At 42.8% G+C, this 19,351-nt stretch carries 11 protein-coding genes and 3 pseudogenes; all 14 read left to right on the top strand.

Features of this window, described 5'->3' with window-relative positions; translation table 11 throughout:
- Nucleotides 1-101 precede the first annotated feature (101 nt).
- The 14 genes and pseudogenes from NQ510_RS04510 (at nt 102) to NQ510_RS04435 (ending at nt 19,228) form a co-directional block, all read left to right on the top strand.
- Nucleotides 102-3,362, top strand: a complete 3,261-nt coding sequence (locus NQ510_RS04510; RefSeq protein WP_005825321.1) for a hypothetical protein — start codon at nt 102-104, stop codon at nt 3,360-3,362.
- A 14-nt stretch (nt 3,363-3,376) separates the two neighbouring features.
- Entirely contained in the window at nt 3,377-6,358 is a 2,982-nt protein-coding gene (locus NQ510_RS04505) for a DUF6443 domain-containing protein (RefSeq protein ID WP_236253218.1), read from the top strand.
- Entirely contained in the window at nt 6,321-6,899 is a 579-nt protein-coding gene (locus NQ510_RS04500; RefSeq protein WP_008662344.1) for a hypothetical protein, read from the top strand. The genes NQ510_RS04505 and NQ510_RS04500 overlap by 38 nt, the downstream gene beginning before the upstream one ends.
- A 182-nt stretch (nt 6,900-7,081) precedes the next feature.
- Nucleotides 7,082-8,392: pseudogene (locus NQ510_RS18870) on the top strand (RHS repeat domain-containing protein); the annotation flags it as partial.
- Entirely contained in the window at nt 8,382-8,930 is a 549-nt protein-coding gene (locus NQ510_RS04490; protein ID WP_005825326.1) for a hypothetical protein, read from the top strand. The pseudogene NQ510_RS18870 and the gene NQ510_RS04490, both read left to right, overlap by 11 nt.
- Nucleotides 8,931-9,077: 147 nt before the next feature.
- A complete protein-coding gene (locus tag NQ510_RS04485) occupies nt 9,078-11,576 on the top strand; it encodes an RHS repeat domain-containing protein (RefSeq protein ID WP_005825328.1) in 2,499 nt (832 codons plus the stop codon).
- A 530-nt stretch (nt 11,577-12,106) separates the two neighbouring features.
- Nucleotides 12,107-13,793 (top strand): annotated as a pseudogene (locus NQ510_RS04480) (RHS repeat domain-containing protein); the annotation flags it as partial.
- A 2-nt stretch (nt 13,794-13,795) separates the two neighbouring features.
- Complete coding sequence (locus NQ510_RS04475; RefSeq protein WP_225982726.1) at nt 13,796-14,062, top strand: hypothetical protein; 267 nt, start codon at nt 13,796-13,798, stop codon at nt 14,060-14,062.
- A gap of 95 nt (nt 14,063-14,157) precedes the next feature.
- Nucleotides 14,158-15,566, top strand: a pseudogene (locus NQ510_RS18835) (RHS repeat domain-containing protein); the annotation flags it as partial.
- A 3-nt stretch (nt 15,567-15,569) separates the two neighbouring features.
- Complete coding sequence (locus tag NQ510_RS04455) at nt 15,570-15,842, top strand: hypothetical protein (RefSeq protein WP_005831065.1); 273 nt, start codon at nt 15,570-15,572, stop codon at nt 15,840-15,842.
- 192 nt (nt 15,843-16,034) lie between these two features.
- A complete protein-coding gene (locus NQ510_RS04450; protein WP_005831064.1) occupies nt 16,035-16,856 on the top strand; it encodes an RHS repeat domain-containing protein in 822 nt (273 codons plus the stop codon).
- Nucleotides 16,857-17,155: 299 nt separating this feature from the next.
- Complete coding sequence (locus NQ510_RS04445; RefSeq protein WP_034526017.1) at nt 17,156-17,743, top strand: LOG family protein; 588 nt, start codon at nt 17,156-17,158, stop codon at nt 17,741-17,743.
- The gene (locus tag NQ510_RS04440) at nt 17,740-18,471 is read left to right on the top strand and encodes a DUF4271 domain-containing protein (RefSeq protein WP_005831062.1); all 732 of its coding nucleotides are present in this window, start codon (nt 17,740-17,742) and stop codon (nt 18,469-18,471) included. Before NQ510_RS04445 ends, NQ510_RS04440 begins: the two co-directional genes overlap by 4 nt.
- A gap of 4 nt (nt 18,472-18,475) precedes the next feature.
- Nucleotides 18,476-19,228 carry a uroporphyrinogen-III synthase gene (locus NQ510_RS04435; protein WP_005831061.1) on the top strand — a complete coding sequence of 251 codons (753 nt, stop codon included), beginning with the start codon at nt 18,476-18,478 and terminating at the stop codon, nt 19,226-19,228.
- The last annotated feature ends 123 nt before the right edge of the window (nt 19,229-19,351 follow it).

Raw genomic sequence — 19,351 nt, 5'->3', positions numbered from 1 at the left:
GAAAAGCCAGCAAGGGAATGGGAGAGGCTTGGAAAACAGCCTCCCCCATCCCTTATCCCGCAAAACATATTGAATAATTTTTCTAATAACAACGATTTATCATGAAAAGAATATCCTTGTTTTTATTACTGTTCCTTTTACTGAAGGCAACGGTTATGTATTCGCAGGATGGCCATCCTGAAACCAACTTCCGGATTGTTCCGGTATCTCCCAATGCAGCTTCATTGGGAACGTATGGACTGATACCTACTGACAATTATGTGGGGCAAGCCCGAATCAGCATTCCCATTTACGAGATTGACCTTGACGGAAAGAAGTTCCCCATTGCACTATCGTACCATACGGACGGAACACGTGTTGCACAAGAAGCTACTTGGATTGGCCTTGGATGGACCCTCCAGGCAGGAGGGTGCGTCGTCAGACAAGTGCAGGGTACGGACGACTTTGCAGCACGTGGATGCTATAACCTTACTGATGCTCCGTGGCTGACCAATCCCAGATTTGAAGTGACCGACCAGAATTTGGAGAAGTATATGGGTTATTTCAAAGGTGACTATGATGCCGAACCTGATATGTTTTACTTCAATGCAGGCGGACATTCGGGCTCCATGTATTTCGACGTATTGAAGAACAACCGACAACTGAATGCCGTCCCTACCATCCAAACACAAGAAAAAGTGGTAAAGATGGTATACAATACAAGTAACAAAACATGGACCATGACGGACTTGGAAGGATATGTCTATTCCTTCTCGACAAAAGAAATCACATACTATTTCTTAAATACCATTGATTTTTTTCAAACAGATATAACTAGAAGTCATATATTTCCATACTATAACGAACCGCAGATTGTAACAGCCTGGATGCTTGACTCTGTGACATCTCCCAACGGTGGAAAGATTACGTTTAGTTACAAAAAAGAAAGTATTTTTACTCCCATTTCTACTACAGAAGACGTTATATCTTTGTCTAAAATAGTGAATGGCCAATTGTCTTCACAATCTCCGCAGTATTTCACCAATAAGTTCAACTACAATTACTCATACTCCAAGATAGAGCAATGGACATTGTCGGCTATTACTTTTGAAGGGGGTAAAGTAGAATTCGGTACAACTGATCGTGAGGATATAGAGAGTGCGGAAACCGGAAAAAAGGTACAGAAGCTGTCGAGTATCAAGGTGAGTGATACTGCCGGTAACCTTATCAAGACCACCATGCTGGAGTATAAATATCTGCTTAGCGGAATGGCTGCCACTACCAATGGTTATGATGACCGTTTGTTATTGTCGAAGGTATATGATGTGGCTGGTTCGAAGAAGAACAATGTATATACCATGGATTACAATATGGGGAAATTGCCGCCCAAACGCTCTCTGTCTGTAGATGCCTGGGGATTCTACAACGGTGCGTCACCAATGACTGCTTCTTTAAAGATTAGCCCCAGCATTTATTGGTCGGAGTCGATAAAGCCGAGCAGTAAGACGAGCTTGTTCAAAGAAGGTATGGACCGTTCATTCAATGAGGCGTTGTGCAAGATAGGGACGCTGCGCACTATCACCTATCCTACGGGTGGCACAACTACCTTTGAGTATGAAGGACATCGTTTTGAAACTTTGCCTATGATGCCCCCCTTGCGCGAAGGAACCCTTAACCTGGTAGACAACGGTATGCCGCCCGTAGCACCCGGAGCTCCTGTCCTTATGTATATTGGCGAGCCTTTTGAAGTGGACGATGCCAATCCCAAGATTATCATCCGCAGAAGACATGACGAACCTCATCCCAGTGAACATCTTGCTTCGTCGCTTACTTACACAACACAACTCGAAAAGAAAGAGGGTAATGGTTATAGAACCTTGTTCTCTTCTCCCGATTATGATGTGATGGAGCCCTGGCCTGATGACACTGAAAAGCAACTGGACAGAGGTACGTATCGTGTGACATTGGCAGTGCAGAATGTAAGGTTGGAGTATCCTATCAATATTTCGGTAGAGATAGTAGGCAAAACGAATGCTCCCTTGGATAAGGATTACCTGGGTGCCGGGCTGCGCATCAAGTCCATCACGAATACGGACGGCAACGGTAACCAGAGTTGGCGTAAGTTTGAATATCAGGATGCAAAGCTGATGGTGAAGCCGGTATTCAACGCACCGGTCTATGTAGAACAAATGCAAAGTTGGGCGGGAAACTGGATGAATGCTTACTATGAACTGATTCAATCTGCTCCTTATATCCCTTTGACGAATCTTTCCAGAGGAAACCTTGTGGGATATACGGCGGTCAGTGAATCATATGGCGACATGGATACTCAGGGATATACCACTTACAGATACCATAACGTTCCGGATGAGGTTACTGATATATACCTGGCCGGTATTCCTACGGTGCCTGACTATGAGAACGGTAAACTTTCGTCGGTAGAATATAGGGATAAAAATCATAAACTGCTGAAGAGAGAGGAGTACACCTACTCACCTTCTTCTTCGGAAGAGGTTTGGGCACCGAAAATACGCAACTATTATTTCAATCCGGATTATTCCCATCCTACCCGTACCATGCAGCCTTACAATCTGTGGGCACAATCGTACTATCTCAGCAAGAAAGTGACTACCGACTATCGCGCTGAAGGCAATATAGTGGACGAAGAGAGATATGCCTATACTGACTATGGGGTACTTTCTTCCTTGAAGAGCAACAAGCACGGGGTGGAGAAAGAAAAGCAGTTTAAATATGCAAACAGCTTTACGGATGCCGTTTCCGTCAAGATGAAAGGGAAATATATGGTGGGCATACCCATAGAACGCGTCGAACTCTCTGCCGGCAAAGTGGTGAATGCGTCGAAGACGGAATATAAAGACACGCTCAACATGATTCTGCCCAAACGTACGTTGAAATTCAGCTCTGCTGCTCCCAAGACACTGGCCGACTATGCGGGAGCCTATGTGCAGGACATCTGGTTTGGCAAGTACACTTCGAGAGGCCGGCTGCTGGGTTATATACGCAACAATTTGCCGGTGAGCTTCCTATGGGCCTATAACAATCTTTATCCGGTGGCCAAGATAGAAGGAAAGACGTATGAGGCTGTAGAGAAAATCTCGTCGGCGAGCATCAGCCAACTGCCAGCCAATGTGAATACTGCGTCTATTACAGCTGTCCTGAACACAGTGCGAAACGGGCTTGCCAACGACAATGCTTTGGTTACTACCTATCTCTATCGCCCGCTTGTGGGTGTTACGGAAATTGTAGAACCGAATAAAGAGAAAGCGACCTTTGCCTATGACGACTTCAACCGCTTGTTCCAGGTTAAGGACCATAATGGAAAGGTAGTGAACGAATATCAGTATAATTACAAACCCCAATGAAACGAAAGAATTGTATGAAACGAAAATATATGTTCATGGCGTTGCTGTGCTATGCACTGACAACAGCGGCGCAGGATGCCAGCCACAATTATGTGCGTACCCGTAGCATGCTGGATGAAATGGGAGGTAAATACCTGGATAAGGTGGAGTATTTTGATGGCCTGGGACGTCCGTTCCAGACGGTATTGAAGAAGGTGACGGCAAGCAACAGCAATCTGGTGACGCTGCAGGAGTACGACGTTGCAGGACGTGCCGTGAATTCCTGGCTGCCGATAGTCTCGTCTGCCGAGTATGTGGCGCCTGCTGCATTCAAGAGCAGTGCGCCCAGCAACTATGGCAACGACTCGCGTCCTTACGGCCAGCCGGTGTACGAGGCTTCTCCGCTGAACCGTACCGTCAAGGAATACGGACCGGGAGCCGCATGGCATGGCGGGCATTCCGTCAATACGGACTATCTGGCCAACAGTACGGCTAACGCGCAGTTGAACTGCATCAACTATGGCGTAAGCAGTGCAGGCGCACTGACGAGCAACGGCAGCTATGCTTCCGGCCAGCTTTCGGTCGTTAAAACCACCGATGAAGACCTGAACGTGAGCTACACCTTCACCGACAAGATGGGACATGTTGTATTGTCCCGTCAGATGAAGGGCAGCGAAACGCACGACACTTACTATGTGTATGACGACAAAAGCAATCTTTGTTTCGTGCTCCAGCCTATGTACCAAAGCTTGGCCAATCTCGACTTGTATGCCTTCCAGTACAAATACGACGGACGTAACCGTTGTATCTGGAAGAAGCTTCCCGGTGCGGGATATATGGAAATGGTGTATGACAATGCCGACCGCCTGGTATTCTCGCAGGACGGCAACCAGCGTGCCCTTACATCCGGTAACTGGACGTACTACAAGTACGACGGGCTGAACCGCCTGACGGAACAGGGGACTTGTACCAACAAAGTGACCACTTCTGGAACGAATGTACTTGTGCAGCACTTCTATGACAGTTACGCTTTCCGTTCGCAAGCAGGTTTCAATAACAGCAATTTCCCTGATGATGCTTCGGGCAATGGAAAAGGTGCCTTGACTGCAAGTGTGGCAACGGTACTTGGTAGTAGTAACAAGATTTATACCGCATACTACTATGACATCAAGGGACGTGTGGTGAAGACTGTACAAAGTAATCCTTTGGGTGGTTATGATGTAGCAGCTACCGTCTATACTTTTACAAACAAGCCTGCTACAGTGACCCATACCCACACGGCAAGCGGAAAAACAACCCGCACGGAAGTGTATACTTACAGCTACGACCATGCGGACAGACTCTTGAAGGTGGAGCATACGCTAGGTGGCACCAAGATAACCCTTGCCGACTATGCGTATGACAACTTGGGCAGACTGCAATCAAAGTCCCTGCACGGAAGTGCCACCAACAAGCTGACGTATGCCTATAATGTCCGTGGCTGGCTGACGGGAATTAGTGGAAGCAAGTTTACACAGAATCTGTACTACAACACCGGCACCGGCACCGCCAAATACAACGGCAGCATCAGCAGCATGACGTGGAAAGCTGGAAATGAGAGCACTATCCGTGGCTATAAGTTCACTTACGACGGATTAAGCCGTCTGATGAACGCCACTTACGGCGAAACAGCCGGCATCAATACGAACACCAACCGTTTCAGTGAGAATGTAACCGCCTATGACAAGAACGGCAACATCAAGACCTTGCAACGTTACGGTCAGACCGCTGCTTCCAGTTACGGTTTGATTGATAACCTGACTTTCACCCTCGCCGGCAATCAGTTGAGCCGTGTGGACGATGCGGCAGCAGCTTCTGCCTACAATGGTGGTTTCGAGTTCAAGGACGGTGTGAAGCAGGCGAACGAATACACTTACGATTCCAATGGAAATTTAACTAAAGATTTAAACAAGGGAATTAGTACAATTACCTATAATGTATTAAATTTGCCCAATATGGTCACGTTCAGTGACGGTAGTACGATTGCCTATACTTATGGTGCCGACGGCACAAAGCTGAAAACTGTCCATAAGACAGGCAGCACTACTACCACGACGGACTATTGCGGAAACGTGGTCTATGAGAACGATGTTCAGAAGTTGCTGCTGACCGATGAAGGCTATGTTACTTTGAGCGACGGCAAGTATCATTACTACTTGAAAGACCATCAGGGTAATAACCGGGTTGTGATTAACCAAAGCGGCACGGTAGAGGAAGCGAACCATTACTATCCCTTCGGTGGTGTGTTTGCAAGCTCAGGCAATGTGCAGCCTTACAAGTATAACGGCAAGGAGTATGACTCGAAGAAAGGTTTGAACTGGTATGATTATGGTGCAAGGCATTATGATGCGGTATTGGGTAGGTTTACGACGAATGACAGATTTGCCGAGAAATATTATTCGATGTCTCCGTATCAGTATGGGGCGAATAGTCCAGTTGGGAATATTGATGTGAATGGGGATAGCATAATTATTAAACCTAATGCGAATGGAATAATTGATCAGATAAAAGTGCTCTTTGGGTATGATACAAAATTCCAAAAAGATGTAAAAGCAGATCTTTTCCAACTTAAACAAGATGATAAAAAGGTAGCTGATATTATTGGAAAATTAGAAGAGAGTAAGAATATACATTATATCACAATGCCTAAAAAAGGAGAGTATAACTCTACTGGGTTTAATGCAGACAAGGTAAAAAAGAATATTTCACAAGGTAGTGAAATTTATTATAACCCCTATAATCGGAGAAGAGGCCGAAATGACAGCGACATGAGAACACCAAGAATAGGTTTAGCTCATGAACTTCAACATTCATTTGATGTTGATAAGAAGGTGGCTACTTATGAAAGGACGAAAAACGGTATTTTATTAATGGATATACGCGCTATCAATACCGAGAACCGAATAAGAAAAGTAATAGGTGAACCTAAAAGAACGATGTATGGAACCCAAAAAGTACCGAAAGAATTATTGGAGTAGGATGCTGATTTTAATAGTAATTATTATCGGAGGGATATCTTTATATTTATACATAAAGTATGATTATTCTGAAAAAGCTACGATAGATTCTAATAACTTAATTACTACTGCGCCTTGTATGATAACAACTAATATAGCGTGGCATGATTCTATTTGTAAGGTTGTATTAGATGAGATTGAATTGGTATCAGTTATAGATGAAGAGGACTATATAACGAAACCTTTTTATGAAAATTTTATCAAGTTATCTGATAAAGACACTTTAATAATGGACAGTCTCTCGTATATACAATTGAAAGACTATGTCGTTGTTCCGGAATATCGTATAGATTCTATTTGTAAACGTGAAGGAATAAAAGGTTTGTTTTCAGCTTATTTTGATGATATATGGTTTACTCCGTGTTATAATGAGAATAGTGTATTAAGTTTATCGGAACAAAGGTATGTTATTTATGTATTATTGCAACATGGTTTATCTGTTAGAAGAGATTGTGAATCAGGTGATATATATATAAATAGAAGCGCTACTCTCAAAAATTAGAAATTATAGTTTAGTAATCAGATAAATTTTGTTGTAACGGATGTTATTTGTTTACTACTTCTGAATATCAGAATCTTCTGATTCAATAATCTAAATGATTCCCTGCTTACATACAGCGATGTAGGCAGGGAATTTCATATAGTATTATTTCTATGATAAGAATTTCTAAGCTCACTTACGACGGTCTGATTGAAAACCTCACCTTCACGTTTGCGGGCAACCGCCCGACCCGTGTGGACGATGCGGTAGCGGCTTCTGCCTACGGTGGCGGTTTCGAGTTCAAAGATGCCGTGAAGCAGGCAAATGAGTACGCCTACGATGCCAATGGAAATTTAACTAAAGATTTGAACAAGGGAATTAGCAACATATCGTATAATTGCTTAAATTTGCCAAGTACGGTGACTTTCAGTGACGGCAGTAGGATAAGTCATACATACGGTGCCGACGGCACGAAGCTGAAAACTGTCCATAAGACAGGCAGTACTACCACCACGACGGACTATTGCGGAAACGTGGTCTATGAGAACGGTGTTCGGAAGTTGTTGCTGACCGATGAGGGCTATGTTACTTTGAGCGACGGCAAGTATCATTACTACTTGCACCAGGGGAACAACCGGGTAGTCATCAACCAGAGCGGCACTGTAGAGGAGACGAACCATTACTATCCGTTCGGTGGTGTGTTTGCAAGTACAGGCAATGTGCAGCCTTACAAGTATAACGGCAAGGAGCTTGATGCGAAGAAAGGGTTGAACTGGTATGACTACGGTGCAAGGCATTATGATGCGGCGTTGGGGAGGTTTACGACAAATGACAGATTTGCTGAGAAGTATCATTCATTGTCTCCGTATCAGTATGGAGCGAATAATCCAGTGAATACCATTGACATCAATGGAGATAGCTTGCTTATTGTAACTCCAGCAGCTATTGAAGCTATTTACAATGGTTTGCAGGATGGTAGTAACATAAAGATGCAATTCAATAATGGTATATTGGATCCAACTTCCATTGCGAAACAAGCTAATAGTAGTAATGATTTCTTTCTGAAAGACTTATTTGAGATTGCCAATAGTGAGAAAATGGTAGAACTGTCATTATCTGATAAGAATACATATAAAATGAATGGGAAGACTGTAGAAGAAACTTTTGGTACTCCTTATGACGATGATGATAGCGAAATACCTGCTCATCAAAAAGAAGAGTATTCAAAGGCTGGAGTCCCTTTTGGAAAACATATTCAAGGAAATTTAGGTCAGACATTAGTACCTGACAAGAGGTTAGCTTCCGGTAAGAGTTCAACCAATAGCCATGTACAAGTCATAATTAATAAGAATGGCACTTTGAATCATCGAACAGTTGGGATTGCACACGAATTTGGGCATGTTATTTTATACTTGAGGAATGTACCGTTTAGCCACGGACAGCCAGGGGTCAATAATTTTATATACAATAAAAGAGCTGATGTAATGTCAAAACGATTAGGATATGACTATTAAATTAAAACTATTTTTCATGTTTATTATGCTTCCGCCATTATTGTACGGACAAAATAAGTTGGTGGAAGAAAGTATAATATATTCAAGTGATATAAGTTCCTATAAAAAGAAGATAGAAAAAACTATCTTTTTTGATACTGAGACCAACTTACCAGTTTTTGAATTGATATTGGATACTGCAAGATCTTCTAAAATGTATACTTCTTATTATTTTAGGAAGCGGTTGCGAGAAGTCTCAACGGAAATTTCTTATATTGGTGGAAACGAATCATTAAGGAAATACCAAGATAGTCTTTATTGGGAAAACTACAATGGTGATGAACAGAATGCCTCTTGTTTATACACTATTCTTTTTGACAGAAAACTTAAAATTAGAGAAATAAAAATTGTGAAAAGGGCAGGGTATAATAACTCCAAGTATAATTACGATAAGTTAATAAAAAAAATACTCCTATCCACTGAAGGAAGTTGGCAAAAAACGAATAATGCACTTTCTGAAGAATGGTATTTTATATTTGGACGTTTCTTGATAAGATAAAATATTCTGTTTCAGTGTATGTTCTTCCCCCATTGTTCCCAAGTCCCCGAATCTCTGATTCAATAAACTAAATGATTCCCTGCTTATGTCTTTTGAATATAAGCAGGGAATTTGTTTTTCAGTTTGGCTTCGTGAATCATCTGCCTTTTGCTTTCTATACGCAATTTTTCCGGTCAGCTTTCGGTTATTAAAACCACCGATGAAGACCTGAACGTGAGCTACACCTTTACCGATGAGATGGGACATGTTGTATTGACGCGTCAGATGAAAGGCAGTGAAACGCACGACACTTACTATGTGTATGACGACAAAAGTAATCTTTGTTTCGTACTCCAGCCTATGTACCAGAGCTCGGCCAATCTCGACTTGTATGCTTTTCAGTACAAATACGACGGACGCAACCGCTGTATCTGGAAGAAGCTTCCCGGTGCGGGATATATGGAAATGGTGTATGACAATGCCGACCGCCTGGTATTCTCGCAGGACGGCAACCAGCGTGCCCTTACATCCGGTAACTGGACGTACTACAAGTACGACGGGCTGAACCGCCTGACGGAACAGGGGACTTGTACCAACAAAGTGACCACTTCTGGAACGAATGTACTTGTGCAGCACTTCTATGACAGTTACGCTTTCCGTTCGCAAGCAGGTTTCAATAACAGCAATTTCCCTGATGATGCTTCGGGCAATGGAAAAGGTGCCTTGACTGCAAGTGTGGCAACGGTACTTGGTAGTAGTAACAAGATTTATACCGCATACTACTATGACATCAAGGGCCGTGTGGCAAAGACCGTGCAAAGCAATCTCTTGGGGGGCTATGATGTGACGGCTACCATATATACCTTCACCGATAAGCCCGCTACTGTAACGCATACGCATACTGCAAGCGGAAAGCCCACTCGTACTGAAATGTATACTTACAGCTACAACCACGCGGACAGACTCTTGAAAGTAGAGCATACATTAGGCGGCACCAAGATAACCCTTGCCGACTATGCGTATGACAACTTGGGCAGACTGCAGTCCAAGTCTCTGCACGGAAGTGCCACCAACAAGCTGACGTATGCCTATAATGTCCGTGGCTGGCTGACGGGAATTAGTGGAAGCAAGTTTACACAGAATCTGTACTACAACACCGGCACCGGCACCGCCAAATACAACGGCAGCATCAGCAGCATGACGTGGAAGGCTGGAAATGAGAGCACTATCCGTGGCTATAAGTTCACTTACGACGGATTAAGCCGTCTGATGAACGCCACTTACGGCGAAACAGCCGGCATCAATACAAACACCAACCGTTTCAGTGAGAATGTAACCGCCTATGACAAAAACGGCAACATCAAGACCTTGCAACGTTACGGTCAGACCGCCGCTTCCGGTTACGGACTGATTGATAACCTGACTTTCACCCTCGGTGGCAATCTGTTGAACCGCGTGGACGATGCGGCAGCGGCTTCCGCCTACGGTGGCGGCTTCGAGTTCAAGGACGGCGTGAAGCAGGCGAACGAATACACTTACGATTCCAATGGAAATTTAACTAAAGATTTAAACAAGGGAATTAGTACAATTACCTATAATGTATTAAATTTGCCCAATATGGTCACGTTCAGTGACGGTAGTACGATTGCCTATACTTATGGTGCCGACGGCACAAAGCTGAAAACTGTCCATAAGACAGGCAGCACTACTACCACGACGGACTATTGCGGAAACGTGGTCTATGAGAACGGTGTTCAGAAGTTGCTGCTGACCGATGAAGGCTATGTTACTTTGAGCGACGGCAAGTACCATTACTACTTGAAAGACCATCAGGGGAACAACCGTGTAGTAATCAACCAGAGTGGCACTGTAGAGGAGACGAACCATTACTATCCGTTCGGTGGTGTGTTTGCAAGCTCAGGCAATGTCCAGCCTTACAAGTATAACGGCAAGGAGCTTGATGCGAAGAAGGGGTTGAACTGGTATGATTATGGGGCGAGGCATTATGATGCGGCGTTGGGGAGGTTTACGACAAATGACAGATTTGCTGAAAAGTATCATTCGATGTCTCCGTATCAGTATGGGGCGAATAATCCGGTGAAGAATGTTGATGTGAATGGGGATAGCATTGTAGTACTTAATTATACGAGTGGTGAACATTTAGGTTTATTAATTCAGAATAGTTCTAATCGTTGGGAATACTATTCTTTCAATGGCGATAAAATATACAACTCGACAGAAGGAAGTTTAGGAGGCGGTCCTCAAGATAATAAAGGGGAGCTTTCTTGGCCTACTCCCCAAGCATTTCTGGATAGTGAGTATAATCAGAATACTTATAAGGAGGACCTAGAAAGTGGCAAGGTTAATGGTTATGGCTATCAAGAAGGCTATCTTATTCCGACAACGGAGAAACAGGATAGAATCATCAAGAATACATTTCTTGAAACTGTAGATCAAGGGTATTCTTTAGTGGGCAATCATTGTTCCATCGTAGTTCAAAAATCATTAAATAAAGCTGGTATAGAAACAATGAACAAAATGAAAGTAACCAATAGGCAAACTGGGAACATTTTCAATGTAAAAGTAAATCCTTATTTGCTAAGTAAGGCATATCAGGCTATAGAAAAGAACAATCCATTAGGATACATAATAAGGAGAAATAAATGATACTAAAAGGGAATATATTAAAATTAACAATACCGTTTTTTTGGGCTGTACAAAGTATTTGGCTTTTATCGTTTAAATCCATTGAGACCTTTATTGCCGCAATCATATTGTTATTAATATCATTTCTTGGAATAGTTATTAAGAGTAATACCTATAACATTATATTTTTAGGTATATGCTTTTTATATTCAGTAGCTTTAGGTCTTATAATGTTCCTTTTATTTCTATTCTTTGAATTGCCTATGATATATATATTGATCCCTATTATGAATTTTATAGTTTTGGTATATATGTTAAGGAAGTATGGACGAAGGTAACGAAGTGATTTGCAGCAGATATTCTTCATCTGATGTGTTTTAATATTGCTGAGATGCCCCCTAAAAGTATTTTATCCAACTTTTAGGGGGCATTGTATCTAATCTTTGGACTTTTTAGTATTCCTGACACCTTGAGAGGTATTGTCTTGTCGGACATCTCATAATCAGCCTGTTCAACGTGAACTATTCTTGAAGTATCAGGTTGATGATTCGAGTAAGGTAACGCTTGCCGCCTACGCTTATGACAATCTGGGCCGTCTACAGAGCAAGTCGTTGCACGGTTCTGCCGTGAACAAGCAGTCGTACACTTACAATGTCTGCAGCTGACTGACGGGTATCAGTGGAAGCAAGCTTACGCGGAATTTGTTTTACAACAGCCAAATACAATAACAGCATCAGCAGCATGACTTGGAAGGCAGGGAATGAAAGCACCGTCCGCGGCTACAAGTTCACCTACGACGGGCTGGACAGGCTGCTGAACGCGACCTACGGCGAAACAGCCGGCATCAACGCGAACACCGACCGTTTCAGTGAGAATGTAACCGCCTATGACAAGAACGGCAACATCAAGACCCTGCAACGCTACGGTCAAACCGGAGCTTCTACCTATGGTCTGATTGATAACCTGACTTTCACCCTCGGTGGTAATCAGTTGACCCGTGTAGATGATGCTGTAGCCACATCTGCTTACAACAACGGTTTCGAGTTCAAGGACGGCGTGAAGCAGGCGAATGAATACAACTACGATTCCAACGGGAATTTAACTAAAGATTTAAACAAGGGAATTACCAATATATCGTATAATTGTTTAAATTTGCCTAGTGTAGTAACTTTTAGTGATGGTAGCACGATTACCTATACTTATGCAGCCGACGGCACAAAGCTGAAAACTGTCCATAAGACAGGCAGCACTACCACCACGACGGACTATTGCGGAAACGTGGTCTATGAGAACGGTGTTCAGAAGCTGCTACTGACTGATGAGGGTTATGTTACTTTGAGCGACAACAAGTACCATTATTATTTGAAAGACCATCAGGGTAACAATCGGGTAGTCATCAACCAGAGCGGCACGGTAGAGGAGACGAACCATTACTATCCATTTGGAGGGGTGTTTGCAAGTGCAGGCAATGTGCAGCCTTACAAGTACAACGGGAAGGAGTATGATGGCAAGAAGGGGTTGAATTGGTATGATTATGGAGCACGTATGTATGATGCAGCATTGGGTAGGTTTATGACAGTTGATCCACTGGCAGAGAAGTATTATCCGATGAGTCCGTATGGGTATTGTTTGAATAATCCTATCAAATTTATTGATGCAGACGGGAGACTGCCAAGAATTTATATCGAAAGAAAAGGTTTTGGACATGCATTTGTAACAGTTGGCAATGGTGATAATACAATTGTGTATACCTATGGTAGATATGGAGAATTGGGAAAAGATAAAAGTTCGGCACGGAATACTTCGCCTACAGGAGAAGGAGTGCTTATTAAATTGACGGGTAGAGATGCTATTAGCTTTATTCAGGATCAAATGCTTGCTAATGAAGCAGTGGGATATGAGTTTACAAAAGGTTCAGATGAACTTGTTTCGAAACACTTTGATAAGCAATTAGATAATAGTAATAAAATACCTCAAAAAGGTAAGTATGCAGGTAAAGAAAATGCGAAAGTTATTGATGAATATAATTTATTTATTAACAACTGCGCTACCACTTCCATAAAAGGTATACAAGAGGGAGTAAAAAAAGATTTGGATTTGAAAGATTCTAAAGCCCCTGCTTCTTTAGGAGACCGTTTGAAAGTAATGTCTAAAGAGGATGAGCATAGTATCAGAAGAATTACTTATAATGAAATAAAGAAAGAGTTTAATTTGCATGGAGCTGGAACAAAATGGTAATTATGAAAAAGGTTATTTTAATGGTATTTCTGATATTCTCATTGTTGATGATTGTCTATGGGATAGGTTTTATTCTTAATTATTATTTAGTGATAAAATATTCCATAGAAGACTGTTTGCCCTTAGGTGGTAAAGGCACTTTCCCGGTAGTGAGTGACAGATTAGATGAAATACATGCTCTTGTCAATTATGCTGAAATAGTAGTTATATATGCAATTTATGCTTTATCATTGGCTGTATATTGGTTGCTTAACATTAATAAGAAATAATCTGTCTTAGTTGACTAATCTCTTTAATAACTATCCTAACATCAGATAGCTCATATCTTGCATGTTAGGATAGCTTTTTTTCTTTCTAATACTGATACGACGGCCTTAACCGTCTGACTGCTTTCACCCACGGCGCAGGCCGCTATACAGAAAAGGTGACCGGTTACGACAAAAACGGCAATATCCTATCTTTGCAGTGCTACGGGCAGACCTCCGCATCAGTCTACGGCTTGATCACTCTTACGGGCAATCTGCTGAATCGTGTGGACGATACCGCTACGACTTCTGCTTACAACAACGGTTTCGAGTTCAAGGACGGCGTGAAGCAGGCGAATGAATACAACTACGATTCCAACGGGAATTTAACTAAAGATTTGAACAAGGGAATTACCAATATATCGTATAATTGCTTAAATTTGCCCAGTGTGGTGACGTTCAGTGACGGCAGCACCGTCACCTATACCTATGCAGCCGACGGCACAAAGCTGAAAACTGTCCATAAGACAGGCAGCACTACCACCACGACGGACTATTGCGGAAACGTGGTCTATGAGAACGGTGTTCAGAAGTTGCTGCTGACTGATGAGGGTTATGTTACTCTGAGTGACAGCAAGTATCACTATTACTTGAAAGACCATCAGGGTAACAACCGGGTAGTCATCAACCAGAGCGGCACGGTAGAGGAGACGAACCATTACTATCCATTCGAGGGGTGTTTGCAAGTTCAGGCAATGTGCAGCCTTACAAGTACAACGGCAAGGAGCTTGATGCGAAGAAAGGGGTGAACTGGTATGATTATGGGGCGAGGCATTATGATGCGGTATTGGGTAGGTTTACGACGAATGACAGATTTGCCGAGAAATATTATTCGATGTCTCCGTATCAGTATGGGGCGAATAGTCCGGTTGGGAATATTGATGTGAATGGAGATAGTATTAGAGTTTACACTGAAACTCAGTCCTTTGGTCACACGTGGATTAGTGTTGGTGAAGGATCTAATATGACTGTTTATAGCTACGGACGATACAATGGGACTAACAAAGGACCAGATAGAAGCTCTAATTCTTTAGGAAACGGTTCCGGTGTTCTTTTAAAGTTAATGGGGGATGAAGCAAAAGCTTACAATGACAAAAAAGCAGCTGGCGGAATGTCTGTATTTGTAGTAACAGATGTGGCAGATGAAAAAGTTGCTAATATTTTAGACGAAAAGTTTAATATGTCAACTACAATGCCAGATAATCCTAAAAGTGATTATTATAACAGTTCTTCTGCTCGTATTATTGATGAATATAAGCTGACAAGTAATAATTGTACAACAATGGTATCTGATGTATTGAATAAAAGCGGGTCAAATGCTCTGAAAGAGACAAGGCTACAACAAACAAGCAATTTTGGAACATGGACTACTATTCCTATTGTCAACAGATTTATTCTTCCAATATCAATGCAGAATCATTTAGTGAGAATATCCAAACCTGGAGGTGTAGTTTATAAAACAAGATAGATTATGAAATGGCTTAGAATTGTGTTTGTTGCCACATCAATAATTCTTTCATTAGTAATTGTATGCGCAATTATTAATTGTGAAATTAGTTATAAATATGAGATTGAAAATCGATGTGGGGATAAAATTGATATCTTATGGGTTGAGGAGTGGCTAAAAGAAACGATTAAAGTGTGGCAGTTTTTTCTATGCTATGTAATCATTAATATCTTTTATTTAATAGCTTCTCTTGTCAATAGCCGTAAATCTTCAAAAGAAAAATGCAGTTTATCATAAACAAACGCAGTCTCTTTTGTATTGATAATTAGGGCGTCTTGACCTGATATGAATTGACTATTTTATCGCTATCCTAACATCAGATATCTTATATCTTGCATGTTAGGATAGCTTTTTTCTTTCTAATACTGATACGGCGGCCTTAACCGTCTGACTGCTTTCACCCACGGCGCAGGCCGCTATACAGAAAAGGTGACCGGTTACGACAAGAACGACAATGTCCTGTCTTCGCAGTGCTACGGGCAGACCTCCGCATCAGTCTACGCCCTAATCATTCTTACGGGCAATCTGCTGAATCATGTGGACGATACCGCTACGACTTCTGCTTACAACAATGGCTTCGAGTTCAAGGACGGTGTTAAGCAGGCGAACGAGTACGTTTATGATGCGAACGGCAATTTGACCAAAGATTTAAACAAGGGAATTAGCAATATTACGTATAATATATTAAATTTGCCAACGGGCGTCACTTTTGCTTCCGGCGGTTTCATACAGTATGGCTATACTGCCGACGGCATCAAGCGGCGCATGATGTATAAGGAGGCAGATGGTTCGGGCAATCCGGTTCCTACTGTGTATTGCTGCAATGTGGTCTATGAAAACGGTGTTGCCAAGCTTCTTCTTACGGAAGAGGGGTATGTTACGCTTTCGGACAAGAAGTATCACTATTACCTGCAGGACCATCAGGGAAACAACCGCGTTGTCCTCAGTTCCAGCGGTGCTGTTGAGGAAGCGAACCATTACTATCCCTTCGGTGGTGTGTTTGCAAGTTCAGGCAATGTGCAGCCTTATAAATACAACGGCAAGGAGTACGATGGCAAGAAGGGGTTGAATCTGTATGATTATGGGGCACGCATGTATGATGCTGCGCTGGGAAGGTTTACGACGGTGGACCCTTCTGCTGAAAATTACTTCAATACAAGTCTCTATGCTTATTGCGGGAATAATCCTATTAATCGGATTGACCTTGACGGATTACTTTTGGCTCGAATATTGATATATAAGGTCCTCTGATTCAATAAAGTGAACGATTCCCTGCTTTCATCACTATATGTCAACAGGGAATTTTACCTTTTATATAAGGCTACACCCTTTCCCTGACATGGTGTAGCCATTTACCCCAAAGGGTGTAGCTATCCGGGGCAAAGGGTGTAGCTCTGTTTAATGTGCCTTATCAGTGCCTGCGGCACACATAATCCGTTATTGACTCATGAAAAATCCCCCGTCGTAAGTGGGAAGAAAGAAATTTGTTTCAAATCTCCCCGAAATCATGTACCTTTGTGGCGGTACCTAAAAAAGGAAGTAACAAGATGATGAACAAGATAAATTCCGTATGCGTATATTGTGCTTCGAGCACAAAGATAGATTCCGTTTATTTCGATGCAGCCCGTGAGTTGGGCACTCTGCTGGGGCAGCGGCAAATTCGCCTGATTAATGGTGCGGGAAATATGGGACTGATGTCCGCTGTGTCCGATGCGGCACTCCGGGCAGGGGGAGAGGTGACGGGCGTCATTCCCCGCTTCATGGTGGAGCAGGGATGGCATCACACCGGACTTACCCAACTCGTGGAAGTGGAAAGCATGCACCAGCGGAAAAAGACAATGGCCGACCTGAGCGATGCCGTCATCGCCCTGCCCGGTGGTTGCGGCACCCTGGAAGAACTGCTGGAAATCATCACTTGGAAGCAACTCGGACTGTATCTGAACCCGATTGTGATACTGAATGTCAAGAACTATTTCGACCCTCTGCTCGATATGCTCCGGCAGGCAGTGGACGAAAACTTCATGCGCGTGCAGCACGGTGCCATCTGGCATGTGGCGCAGACACCGCAGGAAGCCGTGGAACTGATGTATACCACTCCCTTGTGGGACGCCTCCATCCGTAAATTCGCTGCAATATGATAGGGCTGTTGATGGCTTGGGCAGTAGTGGGGACGGAGGGGATTCCTATTCCATATTCTCCGAGAATGGACGATGGCATCACCGTGGTTCTTTTGTGCTGTTTCTTTCTGTCGGCCTATGTTTTGTCACGCAGCCGCAAGTTCCTGCTGCAGCTGGTGAAGGATTTCCTGCTTCATCGCGAACGTACCAGCATATTTGCCACTTCCACAGCCGCCGATATGCGCTATTTGCTGCTGCTCATCCTGCAGACTTGCATCCTTGCGGGTGTCTGTATCTTCAGCTACTTCAATGATATACAGCCGGAACTGGTACGTCATGTGTCGCCGGGGCTTCTGCTGGGGATTTACATCGGTGTGTGTCTCTTCTATTTGTGCTTGAAGTGGATGCTCTACTCTTTTCTGGGTTGGATTTTTTTTGACGAAAGTGTTACAACGCTATGGCTTGAGTCCTATTCTACGCTACTTTATTACTTGGGATTCGCCCTTTTCCCGTTTGCTCTGTTCATAGTCTATTTTGATTTGAGTTTGCAGCTGACGATAATAATAGGATTGATTTTAGCCTTTTTTGCTAAAATATTGATGTTATACAAGTGGTTAAAGCTTTTTTGTAACAATTTATATGGCGGTTTGCTTTTAATTGTGTACTTTTGTGCCCTTGAAATCATGCCTTGTTTTGTGTTATATCAAGGCGTGACGCAGCTAAACGATTATTTGATAATAAAATTTTAGGACGTTGAAAATTAAGAAAGTACTTGTGTCGCAGCCGAAACCGGCATCAGAGAAATCTCCTTACTACGACATCGCCGAGAAGTATGGTGTGAAAATAGATTTTCGCCCATTTATCAAAGTGGAGAGCCTTTCAGCGAAAGAGTTCAGACAACAGAAAATTTCGGTCTTGGATCAGACTGCCGTTATTTTTACTTCGCGTCATGCTATTGATCATTTCTTCCACTTGTGTACAGAATTGCGTGTGACAATTCCCGAAACAATGAAGTATTTCTGCGTGACGGAGGCCGTTGCTCTGTATATCCAAAAGTATGTGCAGTATCGTAAGCGTAAGATTTTCTTCGGAAACACCGGGAAGATTGACGATTTGATACCTTCCATTGTTAAGCATAAGACTGAAAAGTACTTGGTACCGATGTCGGATGTACACAATGATGACGTGAAGAATCTGCTGGATAAGAATAAGATTCAGCACACGGAAGCTGTCATGTACCGCACTGTCAGCAATGATTTTGCTGCAGATGAGGCTTTTGATTATGACATGCTGGTGTTCTTCAGTCCGGCAGGCATCAGTGCCTTGAAGAAGAATTTCCCTGATTTTGACCAGAAGGAAATCAAGATCGGAACATTCGGCTCTACCACTGCCCAGGCAGTCCGTGATGCCGGGCTTCGTCTTGACCTGGAAGCTCCCAGCGTGCAGGCACCCTCAATGACGGCGGCGCTTGACATGTTTATCAAGGAAAATAATAAAGGAAAGTAAAAAGAGTTATGAGTTATAAGTTATGAGTGATTTGCTTATAGCTTGTAGGCATAACAATGGATTTATAAAATTGAGCTACAAGTGGTTGTGCTTTTATGTTGCCAGGTACTTGTAGCTCGTTTT

Source organism: Bacteroides uniformis (genome assembly GCF_025147485.1).
Taxonomy (GTDB): domain Bacteria; phylum Bacteroidota; class Bacteroidia; order Bacteroidales; family Bacteroidaceae; genus Bacteroides; species Bacteroides uniformis.
The sequence above is the reverse complement of the archived record's forward strand: the minus strand, read 5'-3'. Positions and strand labels throughout refer to the sequence as shown.